We start from the raw sequence: 14,239 nt of genomic DNA, 5'->3' as shown, positions 1-14,239 counted from the left end.
GCAACCGAAGGCCCGCCATGATCCCGCGCGACATCGTCAGACCCCTGTGCCTTGGCATCGCGGGCATCGTCCTGTGGGGTGGCTTTGCCGCGGTCCAGGGGGTGGCGGAACCTTGGGATGCCGGCCTCTACTGGACGCTGGCCTATCCGGCGCTGCTGCTGGCATCGGGGCTTGCGGGAGCGTGGCTTGTGCGGCGTGCGTGGCTGGCCGGGCTGATGCTGACGATGGCACAGCTGCCCGCGATGCTGCTGTGGTCGCGGGGCGACGGGATGGTCCCCTTCGCGGTGGCCCTGCTGACAGCACTGGCCGTGCCGGCCATGCTGGCGGCGGGGCTGGGCGGCAGGATGGCGCGTCATGGCTGATCGCGGTTCGGTGCTGCAGACGCCGGACGGGCGTTACATCGTCGTGCGGGGACGGTTGTGGCGGGCATCCGATCCGTGCCTGGACCCGGACACGCGCGCCCGTCATGTCGCGGCCCTGATGGATGCGCGGCGGGCGGTCAAGGCGGCCAAGGCATCGGGTGATGCGACGGCACTGGCCAAGGCACGCCGCGCCGTGGATGCGGCCAAGGTTCTGCTGGGCGAACGCGGCCCGGTCTGGTGGACGGATGGGGCCCCCGATCTGGGACGACACATGGTCCAGAACACCCCCTATGCCGCCTGGTTCAAGGGTCTGGGCGACAAGACGCCCTAGTCGTCCGGCCCTAAACCGTCCGGGACCCGGCGACCGGGGACATAGGTCAGGCCGGCATCCTCGATCAGGTCCTGGGCCATGGAATCGGCGTTCAGCGGAGCATTCCGGACATGCTGCCAGATCGCGCGGACGGCGGGCAGCATCTGCGGTTCGGACAGGGCACGGGCGGTGTGCATCCAGATCGCCAGCCCGTCGCTGCTGTCATATTCGCGTGCCTTGCGCAGGGCCGCGATCCGCGTGACGGCGCCCGCCACGAACCGTTTGCGCGCGTCGGGGGGCCAGTCTGAGAGGCTGTTCAGATCCTGGCCGTCGGCCAGATGGAAGGCCTGCCAGAACCATGCGGCGGCGGCCTGGCTCTCGACGAAATGCGGCTTGGCGTCTGCCAGCCTGTCGGCCAAAGCCTGCGCCTCGTCGATGAGGGCGGTCTTGGCCTTGTCGGCCTTCCAGCTGCTGAACGACATGGCGCCCCCTTTTCAACATGACGATGCCGCCATGATCGCATGGCGGCATCGGATCGCAAGGATGATCAGTTCGCAGGTTCCGCCTGCGCAGGCGCAGGAGCGGGGGTGGCCGGCGCGGGCGTCTCGGGCGCTGCCTCCGGTTCGGCGGGCGTCGGCGCCGGCGTTTCGGCCGGCGTTTCGATCCGGTCCGTGTCGATCGGTTCGGGGATCACCGTGCCATCGGCCGCGGCCACGCGCCAGACCGTGTTGCCGGCATCATCCGCGACCAGCAGCGCGCCGGTCCCGTCGATGCCCAGGCCCACGGGGCGCCCATGCACCTTGCCGTCGACCAGGAAACCGGTCACGACATCCTGCATCATCCCGTCCGGGCGGCCGTCGGCGAAGGGGACATAGGACACCTTGTAGCCGTTGAACTCGTCCCGGTTCCAGCTGCCGCGCTGACCGACGAAGGCACCGTTCGCGAAGGCGTCGGGCATCGCTGCGCCATTGGTGAAGACCAGACCCAGGGCCGCCACGTGGCTGGACAGCGCATAATCGGGCGCGATCGCCGTCTCGACCAGATCGGGCCGCGCCGGGCGCACGCGGGCGTCCACGTGGTCGCCGTAATAGCTGTAGGGCCAGCCATAGAACGCGTCTTCCTGGACCGAGGTCATGTAGTCGGGCACCAGGTTAGGCCCCAGTTCGTCACGTTCGTTGATGACCGCCCACAGCGCGCCGCTGTCGGGGTTGAAGGTCAGGCCGTTCGGGTTGCGCAGCCCCGACGCATAGATCTTGGACGCCCCCGTCTCGCGGTCGATCTGCCAGATGGCGGCGCGGCCCTTTTCGGCCTCCATCCCGTTTTCGGCCGCGTTCGAGTTCGAGCCGACAGACGCGTACAGCATCGTCCCGTCCGGGCTGAGCGCCAGATCCTTGGTCCAGTGATGGTTCAGCGGACCGCCCGGTAGCGGTGTGACCGTCGTAGGTTCGGCATCGATCACCGTGTCGCCCAGGGCATAGGGATAGGAGATCACCGCATCGGCGGCGGCGACATACAGCGTGTCGTCGATCCAGGCCAGGCCGAAGGGCGAATGCAGCCCCGTCAGCAGGTCGTGGCGTTCGTCCACCGTGCCGTCGCGGTCGGTGTCGCGCAGCAGCGTGATCAGGTTGCTTTCCGCCGGGGGGGCGTCACCGCCGCCCGCCGCAAAGGCCATGATCCAGCCGCGGACGAAATCCTTGGGGCGGTATTTGGGCTTACCCTCCGGCGCACGCGACTGGACAACCAGCACGTCGCCGTTGGGCAGCGTATGGACGGTGCGCGGATTGACCAGGTCGGTGGCATAGGCGCTGATCGTCAGCCCCTCGGGGACGGCCGGGGTCTGGCCGTCGGCCCAGCCCACGACCTCGGCCACGTTCACGCTTGGCAGCGGATTGACGAATTGCGGTTCGGGCAGGACCGGATCGGGACCGATCTGGCTGGTGATGTCGAACCCTTCGGAATCCTGCGCGGCGGCGGCCATCGGCATGGCAAGGCCAAGCGTCAGGACGGCGGAACCGGACAGCATCAGCCTGCGACGCAGGGTGGAGGTATGGATGGTCATGATGGCGTCCTTTTCAGGCGGTGCGCAGGGACAGGGGGGCGGTGGCGCGACGGTTCAGCACCGCCGCCAGCAGCATCAGCACGCAGGTCACGACGGACAGCAAGATGCCCCAGGGCATGATGGCAGTCCAGCCGTCGCCCGCATGCAGCAGGCTGTTGAAGAAGGCGGCCAGCATCACCAGCACGTACATCCCGACCGCGCCCCAGGACGGACCAGGGCGGCGCGTCAGCAGACCGATCAGCCACAGCACGCAGCCGACCCCGGCCACGATCAGGCCGAAGAACAGCAGCCAGGACGAAAAATCCTTCCACATCAGGACGGTGGTCTGCAGATAGGCGTAATCGGTCACCACCGGCAGGGCCAACAGGCCCGCGGACATATGGGTCAGGACGGACAGTCCCGGAACGGGGCGCCGCGCGCCGATGGGGTGCGGGGAATAAGCGGTTGCGGCCATGGGATCGCTTTCGTGAAATGCATTATGATCAGTAGAACCGCCAAATGCCCGCGATGTTCCGCCCTGATGCAGCATGATCGTGACGGGACCGCGCCGAGACCGGGCGCGGCCCCGCGCAGGGTCAGGCGGCGGCGCGTGACCCCGTGCCGCGCAGGCGTCGGATCGCGGTGTCCAGCGCCAGCATCACCAGCAGCGATGCGCCGGTCAGCGGGAACAGGATGCCACCCACTGCCAGGATGCCCAGAAGGCCGCGGAACACCCGGCGGTCGGCGGGCATCGGTGGCACGCCCATCGACCGCGACGGGCGACGCTTCCACCACATCACCCCGCCGGACGCCGCCAGCAGGACGATGCCCCCGCAGACCGCCAGCAGCAGGATCTGGTTCGCCAGGCCGAACTGCTGGCCCATATGGGTGTTGATGCCGAATTCCAGCCAGCGTCCCATGGGGCCGTAATCGGCATAGCTCATGTCGACCAGGGACCGGCCGCTGTACTGGTCCAGATGGACCACACGCTGCTGGGCAAGGTCGTCGGGATAGGCCGACCCGCTGTACACCCCGGTGGGCGATGACGGCAGCGCCACCGAAAAGCCCGGATGCAGGCCAAGCCGTTCGAACGCCGCCACGGCGGCGTTCAGCCCGATGGGTGCGGCACCCTGGACCGGGGGCGGGGTTTCGGGAACGCGCGCCTGTTCCAGCGACCAGGACGTCTGTGCCGTGTCCGTCAGCCGCTGGTCCGACATCGGCACGTCGACGCGCACGCCCGACGGATAGCCGAAATTGTGCCCGTTGGCCCATTCATTGACCTTGCCGCCCCAGACCTGCGACCAGGGCATGCCGGTCACCGCCAGGAACACGATGAAGCCGCCCACCACGATGCCGGTCACCGCATGGGTGTCACGCCAGAAGACGCGCCTGCGCCGGTCGCCCCGGACCGACAGGACGCCCCCCGCCTGGCCGCGCGGCCACCACAGATAGATGCCGGTGGCGACCAGCAGGATCGTCCAGCCGCCCACGATCTCGATCACGCCGCGGGCGACGGGCCCGAAATAGCGCAGGCTATGCAGATAGCGCACCGTCCACATGACCGTGCTGCGGTCGGGGCGCGCGCCCAGGACGTAACCCTCGTAGGGGTTGACATAGACCGCCATGCGGCGCCCGTCGTCGGTGGCGACCGTCACCTCGGCCGAGGCGGCGGCCGTTGGCGGGTCGGTGTACTTGACCGCGCGGCCGGGCACCGCGGTCACGGCCGAGGCGACGATCGCCTCGGGGCTCAGCGTACCGGTCTGCGCGACCTCGACCCGCTTGATGTCGGCATGGATGATGGCGTCGATCTCGTCGCGGAACAGATAGGCCGCGCCGGTGACGGCCAGCGTGATCAGGAACGGCAGGACGAACAGTCCCGCATAGAAATGCCAGCGCCAGACGGCGCGGTACAGATCGGACACGGCCGCGCGCGGGCGGGGCGAGGCGTCCAGGGTTGCATCGGACATGGGTTTCCCTGTTGGTTTTGTGGGGATGCGGCGGCGCGGACCCGCGCCGCCCAGGGATCAGCTGGCCAGCAGGCGCCGGATGGTGCCCATCGCGCGATCGTGGTCCTCCTGATAGGACACGAGACCGAAGAAATCGCCGCCATCGTCGAACAGCAGCACCTGGGTCGAGTGGTTGACGGTATAGTCACCCCCCTCCAGCGGCACCCGCTGCGCAAAGGCGCGAAAGGCGGCGACGGCCTTGTCGATCTCGGCCCGCTCTCCGGTGATGCCGGTGACGCCGGGCACCCAGGACACGTATTCGCCCAGGACCTCGCGCGTGTCGCGTTCGGGGTCCACGGTGATGAACAGCGTGCGCAGCGTCTGGCCGTCCCGGGCCAGCTCGTCCTGCTAGGCGGTGACCTCGCCCAGTGTGGTGGGACACACGTCGGGGCAATGGGTGAAGCCGAAGAAGACGGCGGTCGGCTGACCCTGCAGATCGGCCTGGGTGAACGGTTGGCCATCCGCGGTGACAAGGGTGTAATCGCCCTTGCCCAACTGCTGCATGGCGACCTGGTGGTCGGTCGGCGCGGGCCGCAGGACCGTGGCCCACAGCAGCGCGGCGCCGGCCACCACGACCGCGGTCCAAGCCAGCACCCGCACCATGCGAAGCGTCTGTCGGGTCATGGTCAATGCCCCGCGTGCGGATCGGCGCCCTGCGGGGCATCGCCCTCCGCGCGCGCGTTGAACGCCTGGATCGACAGCGGCACGGTGATGTCGCCGGCACCCTCGAAGGTCAGGGTGACGTCGATGCTGTCGCCCTGGACCAGGGGGGCCGCCAGCTGCAGGAACATCAGGTGATAGCCGCCGGGCTGCAGCGCCACGGTCTGGCCCGCCGGGATCGGCAGGCCGTCCTCTACCGGGCCCATCGTCATGATGTCGCCCGACATGGTCATCTGATGGATCTCCATCCGTCCGGCGATGTCCGATGTGGCGGCGACCAGGCGGTCGTCCGCGGCGCCGTCATTGGCGATCGTCAGAAAGCCGCCCGCGACGGGGGCATTGGGCAGGGTGGCGCGGGCATAGGGCGCGGTGACGGTCAGCTCGCCGACCTGCCACGCCGCATCCGGGTCGGGCAGGGACAGGGGCGCCGCATGGGCGGCGGTATGACCCGCATGGTCCGCACCGTCGCCGGTGCCGTGCGCCCATGCGGCAGGGGCCAGCAGGGTCGCGACCCCAAGCGCGGCCAGAAGGGGAAAGGTCGTCATGGCATGTCTCATCTGTGAACGGTCGTGTTCGCGGCGGCCGGAATGCGGCGGCCGGACGGTCGCGGTGCCGGGCGGGCCCGGTCTTCGCGTCGGTCTCAGACGAGGGCGGGTGGTCCGCGGGCGGCGGGGGTCAGAACCTCGGCCCGGCGAAGATGGAGGGGGACGTCGGTCCCGAAATCGGCGTCCAGTTCGCGGAACCGCGGCGGGACCATGTCGACGGCGGGGGAGGCCAGCACCGATTGCCCGTGCAGCGCCCACTCACAGGGCGGGGTGCCGGGATGGCCGCCGCGACCCGGCTGGTCGTCGGGATGGACCTGCCCGTCGGGGGTCATGATCGCGTCGACCATGCCGGTGCCGGTGCACAGAACGATCCGCACGCCGCCTGCGGGGGCGGCCTCGATCATCGTGCCCTGGCTGATCGTGGCCAGCATCAGGAACGGCACCAGCAACAGCCAGCGCAGCGCGCGCCCCGGCGTCAGCCGGGCCCGCTGCGGTCTGTCGGTCTGGGAATCGCGACGGATCAACGCTGTCTCCTGGAATGCGCGGCATCGATAGCGCAGCCCGAAACCAAAGGGAAGATGCGCCAAGGCCGCAGGCCCGACGCGTCACGACCCCGATGCAAAGCGATAGCCCACCCCGGATTCGGTGAAGATGTAGGACGGGTTGCCCGCATCGTCGCCGATCTTGGCGCGCAGCTGCCGGATGAAGACGCGCAGATAGTGGCTGTCCTCCAGATGGGCCTTTCCCCAGACATGTTCCAGCGCCATGCCCTGCGTCACCAGCCGCCCGGCATTCGACGCCAACAGCCACAGCAGGTCGAACTCCTTGCGGGTCAGGTGGATCTCGGTGCCGCCCTTGAGGACCGTCCGGGCGGCGGCGTCGATGGTCAGGTCGGCCACCTGCAGCGCCGCCCCCTGCGGAGCCGCACCCGACCGGTCGCGCAGAAGGCCGCGCAGTCGGGCCAGCAGTTCCCCGATGCCGAAGGGCTTTGTCACGTAGTCCTGCGCGCCGGCGTCCAGCAGGGCGACCTTGTCGGCCTCGGACGCGCGGACCGACAGGACCAGGACCGGGACCTGGCTCCATTCGCGCAGTCGGGCAAGGACCGCGCGCCCGTCCATGTCGGGCAGGCCCAGGTCCAGGATCACCGCCTCGGGGGTGGTCAGGGCGCAGGCCTCGATGCCGTCGCGGCCGGTGGCGGCCTCGGTCACATGATGGCCCTGCGCCTCCAGCGCGACGCGCAGGAAGCGGCGGATCGGGGCCTCGTCGTCGATGATCAGGATGCGGGCGGGCAGGGTCATGCGGGCGTGTCCAGCGGCAGGGTCAGGGTGATGCGGGTGCCACGCCCGTCCGCGCGGGCGGGGTGGGCGGCGATGGTGCCGCCATGGGCTTCGACGATGCCGCGCGCGATGGCAAGACCCAGGCCCGTGCCCGCGCGCTGACCGTCGCCCTCGGCCACGCGATAGAACATGTCGAAGACCCGGCCGCGCGCGTCGGCCGGGATGCCGGGGCCGTCGTCGCCGACCGACAGTTCGGCCCGTGCCCCGTCGACCCGCGCGGTCACGTCGATGCGGCTGCCCTCGGGGGCGTATTTCGCGGCGTTGTCCAGAAGGTTCATCACCACCTGCTCGATCAGCAGCGGATCGACCAGCACCTGCGGCAGATCGTCGGGGACCGCGACCTCGACCCGGTGATCGCGCAGCGCGCCGCGCAGGCGGTGGCGCGCGCTGCCCGCGATTTCGCGCAGGTCGGCGGGCACGCGCTTGGGCACCAGCGCGCCGTGGCCAAGCCGCGTCATGTCCAGAAGGTTCTGGATGTAGCGGTCCAGCCGCTCGCCCTCGTCGCGGATGGTGGCGGCCATGCTGGCGCGGGCGGGGGCGGCCAGGTCCAGCGCCGGATCGGCCAGCGACGATGCCGCGCCGATGATCGACACCAGGGGTGTGCGCAGGTCATGGCTGACCGAGGACAGCAGGGCCGCGCGCAGGCGTTCGGCCTCGGACGTGACCAGCGCCTGTTCCAGGTCGGCCTGCAGTGCGATGCGTTCCAGCGCGATGCCGGTCTGATCGGTCATCGCGTCCAGCAGGCGGCGGTCCATCGGCGCCAGACTGCGCCCGTCGGGATAGGCGATGCCCAGGATGGCCAGCCGCCGCCCCTCGGTGCCGACGGGCAGGAACAGCCAGTCGCTGGCGGGCAGGGTGCCCGAGCCGCGCCCGGCCTCCTCGCCGCGGGTCCAGGCATAGTCGGCGGCAGATGCGTCGCGCAGGGCCAGCGTGTCGCGGGGCGGTTCGGCCACCTCGATCACCGGGCGGCCCAGGGGGCCGGGGCGCATCACCACGGTGTCGCATCCCAGGGCCGCGCCGACATGGGTCGCAGCGGCGCGCAGGACCTCGACCGCGGATCCGGCGCCGGCGACCTGGCGCGCGAAATCGTACAGCAGGTTCGTCCGCATCGCGATGTCGCGCTGTGCCAAAGCCCGGTCGCGCAGCCGCGCGGCCAGGTTGCCGGTCAGCCCCGAGGCGATCAGGAACAGCAGCAGCGTCATGATCTGGTCCTGGCGGATCACCAGGAAGGTGTTGCGCGGGTCGGTGAAGAAAAAGTTGTAGGTCAGGAAGCTGAGGCAGGACGCATAAAGCGACGGCCACAGGCCCTGGCGCACCGCGACCACGATCACCCCGGTCATGAAGATCAGCGACAGCGAGGTGACGGGAAAGATCCGGTCGGCCGACAGGGCCAGCAGGCTGGCCGCGATCACCGTCAGCGTGGCCTTGGCATAGGCGCGCGGGTCGCGATCCACGGACCAGTGGCGCACCGCCGGCGGGGTGGGTGTCCGTTGCGGATCCGAGACGACCGTCACCTCGAAATCGCGGCCGGCCTCGGTCACGGCGCGGGCGACGTTCTGGCGGCCGATGCGCCGCCACCAGGGACGGGGCCGCGGGCGGCCCAGCAGGATGCGGCTGACGTTGCGACGGCGGGCATAGTCCAGGATCTCGTCGGCGACGGGGCCCGCGGCGGACAGGGTCGCCACCTCGCCGCCAAGGCGTTCGGCCAGGCGCAGGGCCTGGGCCAGCGCGTCCCGGTCGGGATCGGACAGGGCCTCGGACCGGGCCGAGGTCACGGTGACCGCCACCCATTCGACCCGCGCGCGGTCGGCCATGCGTTTCGCGGTCCGCACCAGCGTGCGTGCGACCGGGCTTTCGGTCAGCGCGACCAGGATGCGTTCCTGCGCGGGCCACGGCCCGCCGATGGCATTGGCGCGCATGTGCTCGCGCAGCTGCGCGTCCACGCGGTCGGCGGCGGCGCGCATGGCCAGTTCGCGCAGTGCCGTCAGGTTGCCCTTGGAAAAGAAGTTCTGCACCGCCCGCGCGATCTGGTCCTGGACATAGACCTTGCCCGCCCGCAGCCGCTCGATCAGTTCCTCGGTGGGCAGGTCGATCAACTCGACCTCGTCGGCGCGGGCCAGGACGGCGTCGGGCACCGTCTCGCGCACGCGCACGCCCGAAATCCGCGCGACCCGGTCGTTCAGCGTCTCAAGGTGTTGCACGTTCAGCGTGGTCAGCACGTCGATGCCCGCGGCCAGAACCTCCTCGACGTCCTGCCAGCGCTTGTCATGGCGCGATCCCGGGATGTTGGAATGGGCCAGTTCGTCGATCAGGGCCAGCTGGGGGCGACGCTCCAGCAGCGCGTCTAGGTCCATCTCGTGCAGGATGCGCTCGCGATAGAACTGCGCCCGCTTGGGCAGCAGGTCCAACCCCTGCAGCAGCGCCTCTGTCTCGGCCCGGCCATGGGTCTCGACGACGGCGGCGACCACGTCCACGCCCTCGGCCGCGCGTCGCCGCGCGGCCTCCAGCATGGCATAGGTCTTGCCCACGCCGGGTGCCGCGCCCAGAAAGATCTTCAGCCGCCCGCGCCCCTCGCGTTCGGCCTGGGCCAGCAGGGCGTCGGGTTCGGGGCGCAGCTCGGTCATGGATCAGCCTTCGGTTCGGGGTCCAGTGGGGGCCGCGGGGAAGGCCGCGTCAAGGGCCAGATTGACGGCCAGCACGTTCACGCGCGGTTCCCCGAAGAGGCCCAGCCAGCGCGGCTCGACCTGCGCCTCGATCAGCGCCGCGACCCGGGCCTGGGACACGCCCCGCGCCGCGGCGATGCGCGCGGCCTGCGCCCGCGCGTTCTCGGGCGAGACATGCGGGTCCAGTCCGCTGCCCGAGGCGGTGACGGCATCCACCGGCACGCTGGCCGCGCCGGTGGATGCGACGAAATCCACCGCGCGGGCCGCCTGATCGGCGATCAGCGCCGCGCTGGTCGGCCCCAGGTTCGAGGCCCCCGCCGCCGCCGCGTCGTAATCGACCGCGGACGGGCGCGGATGCAGGTATCCCGGCGCGGCAAAGGCCTGCCCCACCAGGGCCGAGCCGATGACCTGCCCGTCGCGGACGATCAGGCTGGCATTGGCCTGGTGCGGCATCAGCGTCTGGCCCAGCCCGGTCAGGGCCAGCGGATAGGCCACCCCCGTCAGCACGGTCATCAGGCCCAAAGTCGCCAAAGCGGGTCGGATATGGTCGATCATGGCTGTCTCCTTACGCCAGGCCCAGGGCGGTCACGGCCATGTCGATGGCCTTGATGCCCAGGAAGGGGACGATCAGGCCGCCCAGGCCATAGATCGTCAGGTTGCGCCGCAGCAGGGCCGCCGCGCTGGAGGGCGCGTATTTCACCCCCCGCAGCGCCAGCGGGATCAGCGCCAGGATCACCAGCGCGTTGAAGATCACCGCCGACAGGATCGCGCTCTGCGCGCTTTCCAGGCCCATCACGTTCAGCACGGCCAGGCCGGGATAGGCGGCGATGAACAGCGCGGGCAGGATGGCAAAGTATTTCGCCACGTCGTTGGCGATGCTGAAGGTGGTCAGCGCGCCGCGGCTGATTAGCAGCTGCTTGCCCACCAGCACGACCTCGATCAGCTTGGTCGGGTCGCTGTCCAGGTCGATCAGGTTCGCGGCCTCTTTGGCGGCCGAGGTCCCGGAATTCATCGCCACGCCCACATCGGCCTGGGCCAGCGCCGGCGCGTCGTTCGAGCCGTCGCCGCACATGGCGACCAGCTGGCCCTTGGCCTGCTCGGCGCGGATCAGCTCCAGCTTGTTTTCGGGCGTGGCCTCGGCCAGGAAATCGTCCACGCCGGCCTCGGCCGCGATGGCGGCGGCGGTCAGGGGGTTGTCGCCGGTGATCATCACCGTGCGGATGCCCATGGCGCGCAATTCCCCAAACCGTTCGCGTACGCCGGGCTTGATGATGTCCTTCAGATGCACCGCACCCATGATGCGCGCACCCTGCGACACCAGCAGCGGTGTGCCGCCCGACCGCGCGATCTGGTCCACCGACGCGGCCAGCGCGCCGTCCACCGCCGCCCCGGTATGGCGCAGGATCGCATCGACCGACCCCTTGCGCAGCTGGGTGCCGTCGGTCAGGTCGGCGCCCGACAGGCGGGTCTGGGCCGAGAACGCGATGGTCTCGGCCGTGTCGGCCAGGGGCGCCTCAGTGCCGGGCTGGCGGCGGGCCAGCTCGACCAGGGACTTGCCCTCGGGGGTGTCGTCGGCGCGGCTGGCGGCCAGGGCGGTGCGGGCCAGATCGGCGGGCGGCACGCCCTGCGCCGGGATCAGCGCGTCGGCCATGCGGTTGCCGAAGGTGATCGTGCCGGTCTTGTCCAGAAGCAGCACGTCCACGTCGCCCGCGGCCTCGACCGCGCGGCCGGATTTCGCGACCACGTTGGCGCGGGCCAGACGGTCCATGCCCGCGATGCCGATGGCCGACAGAAGCCCGCCGATGGTCGTGGGGATCAGCGTCACGAACAGCGCGGCCAGGAACACCACCGGGATCGAGGTGCCGGAATAGCGCGCGAAGGGCTCCAGCGTGACGACGACGAACAGGAAGATCAGCGTCAGCCCGGCCAGCAGGATGTTCAGCGCGATCTCGTTCGGGGTGCGGCCACGTTCGGCGCCTTCGACCAGCGCGATCATGCGGTCGAGGAAGCTGCGCCCGGGTTCGGCCGTGACGCGCAGCACCAGCCAGTCCGACACGATGCGCGTGCCGCCCGTGACCGAACTGAAATCGCCGCCGGATTCGCGGATCACCGGGGCGCTTTCGCCGGTGATCGCGCTTTCGTCGACCGATGCCACGCCGCGCACCACCTCGGCATCGGCCGGAATGATGTCGCCCGCGACGACCAGCAGGATTTGGCCCTGCTTCAGGCTGGCCGACGGGACCATCGTGGCGCCGTCATGTGCGCTGTCGGGGGCGGGCAGCACGCGGACCATCGTGTCGGACTTGGTGGCGCGCAGGCTGTCGGCGCGGGCGCGGCCGCGCCCCTCGGCCAGGGCCTCGGCAAAGTTGGCGATCAGCACGGCCGCCCACAGCCAGAACGCGATCTGGACCGCGAAGCCGCCGCCGGGCACGCCCAGGGCAAGGTCGCGCAGGCCCAGCACGCTGACCATCAGCGCCGCCACGGCGGTGGCGAAGATGACCGGGTTCTTGAGCAGCAGGCGCGGGGCCAGCTTGGCCAGCGCCTGTCGCGCCGCCGCGGGGGCCAGCGCCCCCATCGACGGCACGGGAAGCGAATGTTTCGACATGGATGAACGCCTCAGAAGGTTTGCCCGCCCAGCATGGACACATGCTCGGCGATGGGGCCCAGGACCAGGGCCGGAAAGAAGGTCAGCGCGCCCAGGATCAGCACGGTGATGACCAGCAGCAGGACGAACAGCGGGCCGTGGGTGGGGAACGTCCCCGCCGTGGCCGGGACCGGCGACTTCAGGGCCAGGGATCCTGCGACCGCCAGCATCGGCACGATGATCGCATAGCGTCCCAAGATCATCGCGATGCCCTGCAGGGTGGTGTGGAACGGCGCCGCCGCCCCGAAGCCGCCAAAGGCCGAGCCGTTGTTGCCGGTGGCCGAGCTGTAGGCATAAAGGACCTCGGACAGGCCGTGCGGCCCGGCGTCCTGCACCGCGGCCAGGCCCGCCGGGATGACCACGGACAGCGCGCCGAAGACCAGGATGCCCAAGGGCATCGACAGGAAGGCCAGGACCGACAGCGTGACCTCGCGCCCCTCGATCTTCTTGCCAAGGTATTCGGGGGTGCGCCCGACCATCAGCCCGGCCAGGAAAACGGCCAGAACGACATAGAGCAGCATGCCGTAAAGGCCCGACCCCACGCCGCCGAAGATCACCTCTCCGACCTGCATGTTCAGCATCATCACCAGGCCGGACAGGGGCATGAAGCTGTCATGCATCGCGTTGACCGAGCCGTTCGACGCGGCGGTCGTAGCCTCGGCCCACAGGACCGACAGGGTAGCGCCAAAGCGGACCTCCTTGCCCTCCATGTTGGGGCCGGTGATGCCGGTGGCCTGGGCCAAAGCGGGGTTGCCTGCCTGTTCGGGGGCGTTCATCAGCAGCAGGCCCGCTACGAACAGCACGCCCATCGCGGCGAAGATCGCCCAGCCCTGACGCCGGTCGCCCACCATGCGCCCGAAGAGGAAGCAGAAGGCGACCGGGATCAGCAGCAGATAGACGGACTGGATCATGTTCGACAGGATCGTCGGGTTCTCCAGCGGATGGGCCGAATTGACGCCGAAGAAGCCGCCGCCGTTGGTGCCCAGCTGCTTGATGGCAATCTGGGCCGCGGCGGGGCCCTGGGCGATGACTTGGCCTGCGCCCTCCAGCGTGGTCGCGTGGACATAGGCCGACAGCGATTGCGGCACGCCCTGCCAGATCAGCACCACGGCCGCCAGGATCGACAGCGGCAGCAGGATATAAAGGACCGCCCGCGTCGCATCGACCCAGAAATTGCCCAAACGGCCGTCGCCCCTGGCGGCAAAGCCGCGCACGATCGCAACCGCGACCGCCATGCCCGTGGCGGCCGAGACGAAGTTCTGCACCGTCAGCCCGACCATCTGGGACAGGTAGGACAGCTGGACCTCTCCGGAATAGGCCTGCCAGTTGGTGTTGGTGACAAAGCTGATCGCGGTGTTGAAGGCCAGGTCCGGCGCCATCGGGCCGATGCCTTGGGGGTTCCACGGCAGCATGCCCTGCAGCCGCAGGATCGCATAGAGAAGCAGGAACCCCGCCAGGTTGAAGACCAGCACGGCCATGGCATAGCCCGACCAGGTCTGGCCGCGCCCGGCGGTGACGCCCGCGGCCGACAGGAAGGCCCGTTCGACCGGGGCGATCAGCGGACTGGACCAGACGCGCCGACCGGTAAAGACGCGGTGCACGTGACCGGCCAGCAGCCAGGCGAGGCCGACCGTGACGGCGCCGTAGAGCGCGAAGACAAGAAAGGGGGACATG

General features: G+C 70.0%; 13 protein-coding genes and 1 pseudogene. 2 read left to right on the top strand and 12 right to left on the bottom strand.

Going from position 1 to position 14,239, the window contains the following annotated elements; genetic code table 11:
- Nucleotides 1–17 precede the first annotated feature (17 nt).
- Nucleotides 18–362, top strand: a complete 345-nt coding sequence (locus EOJ32_RS18315) for a hypothetical protein (protein ID WP_127899784.1) — start codon at nucleotides 18–20, stop codon at nucleotides 360–362.
- Nucleotides 355–693, top strand: a complete 339-nt coding sequence (locus tag EOJ32_RS18310) for a hypothetical protein (RefSeq protein WP_127899783.1) — start codon at nucleotides 355–357, stop codon at nucleotides 691–693. Before EOJ32_RS18315 ends, EOJ32_RS18310 begins: the two co-directional genes overlap by 8 nt.
- Here EOJ32_RS18310 and EOJ32_RS18305 read toward each other — a convergent pair.
- From EOJ32_RS18305 to kdpA, 12 genes and pseudogenes are all read right to left on the bottom strand, one after another.
- On the bottom strand, nucleotides 690–1,154 hold the full coding sequence (locus EOJ32_RS18305) for a hypothetical protein (RefSeq protein WP_127899782.1): 465 nt from the start codon (nucleotides 1,152–1,154) through the stop codon (nucleotides 690–692). The genes EOJ32_RS18310 and EOJ32_RS18305 overlap by 4 nt on opposite strands.
- 65 nt (nucleotides 1,155–1,219) lie before the next feature.
- A complete protein-coding gene (locus EOJ32_RS18300) occupies nucleotides 1,220–2,695 on the bottom strand; it encodes a sorbosone dehydrogenase family protein (RefSeq protein WP_127899844.1) in 1,476 nt (491 codons plus the stop codon).
- Nucleotides 2,696–2,744: 49 nt separating this feature from the next.
- On the bottom strand, nucleotides 2,745–3,185 hold the full coding sequence (locus EOJ32_RS18295) for a DUF2231 domain-containing protein (protein ID WP_127899781.1): 441 nt from the start codon (nucleotides 3,183–3,185) through the stop codon (nucleotides 2,745–2,747).
- 121 nt (nucleotides 3,186–3,306) lie between these two features.
- Nucleotides 3,307–4,677 carry a PepSY domain-containing protein gene (locus tag EOJ32_RS18290; RefSeq protein WP_127899780.1) on the bottom strand — a complete coding sequence of 457 codons (1,371 nt, stop codon included), beginning with the start codon at nucleotides 4,675–4,677 and terminating at the stop codon, nucleotides 3,307–3,309.
- Between the two features lie 57 nt (nucleotides 4,678–4,734).
- A pseudogene (locus tag EOJ32_RS18285) lies at nucleotides 4,735–5,220 on the bottom strand (SCO family protein).
- Between the two features lie 122 nt (nucleotides 5,221–5,342).
- The gene (locus EOJ32_RS18280; RefSeq protein WP_240542591.1) at nucleotides 5,343–5,921 is read right to left on the bottom strand and encodes a copper chaperone PCu(A)C; all 579 of its coding nucleotides are present in this window, start codon (nucleotides 5,919–5,921) and stop codon (nucleotides 5,343–5,345) included.
- A 95-nt stretch (nucleotides 5,922–6,016) separates the two neighbouring features.
- On the bottom strand, nucleotides 6,017–6,445 hold the full coding sequence (locus EOJ32_RS18275) for a DUF2946 family protein (RefSeq protein WP_127899778.1): 429 nt from the start codon (nucleotides 6,443–6,445) through the stop codon (nucleotides 6,017–6,019).
- An 81-nt stretch (nucleotides 6,446–6,526) separates the two neighbouring features.
- A complete protein-coding gene (locus EOJ32_RS18270) occupies nucleotides 6,527–7,219 on the bottom strand; it encodes a response regulator (protein ID WP_046001600.1) in 693 nt (230 codons plus the stop codon).
- Entirely contained in the window at nucleotides 7,216–9,882 is a 2,667-nt protein-coding gene (locus tag EOJ32_RS18265) for a sensor histidine kinase KdpD (RefSeq protein WP_127899777.1), read from the bottom strand. Before EOJ32_RS18265 ends, EOJ32_RS18270 begins: the two co-directional genes overlap by 4 nt.
- A 3-nt stretch (nucleotides 9,883–9,885) precedes the next feature.
- Nucleotides 9,886–10,476, bottom strand: a complete 591-nt coding sequence (gene kdpC, locus EOJ32_RS18260; RefSeq protein WP_127899776.1) for a potassium-transporting ATPase subunit KdpC — start codon at nucleotides 10,474–10,476, stop codon at nucleotides 9,886–9,888.
- Between the two features lie 10 nt (nucleotides 10,477–10,486).
- The gene (gene kdpB, locus EOJ32_RS18255) at nucleotides 10,487–12,526 is read right to left on the bottom strand and encodes a potassium-transporting ATPase subunit KdpB (RefSeq protein ID WP_127899775.1); all 2,040 of its coding nucleotides are present in this window, start codon (nucleotides 12,524–12,526) and stop codon (nucleotides 10,487–10,489) included.
- Nucleotides 12,527–12,537: 11 nt separating this feature from the next.
- Nucleotides 12,538–14,238, bottom strand: a complete 1,701-nt coding sequence (kdpA, locus tag EOJ32_RS18250; RefSeq protein ID WP_127899774.1) for a potassium-transporting ATPase subunit KdpA — start codon at nucleotides 14,236–14,238, stop codon at nucleotides 12,538–12,540.
- Between the last annotated feature and the right edge of the window lies 1 nt (nucleotide 14,239).

This window comes from Paracoccus sp. Arc7-R13 (genome assembly GCF_004010775.1).
Lineage (GTDB): Bacteria > Pseudomonadota > Alphaproteobacteria > Rhodobacterales > Rhodobacteraceae > Paracoccus > Paracoccus marcusii.
The sequence above is the reverse complement of the archived record's forward strand: the minus strand, read 5'-3'. Positions and strand labels throughout refer to the sequence as shown.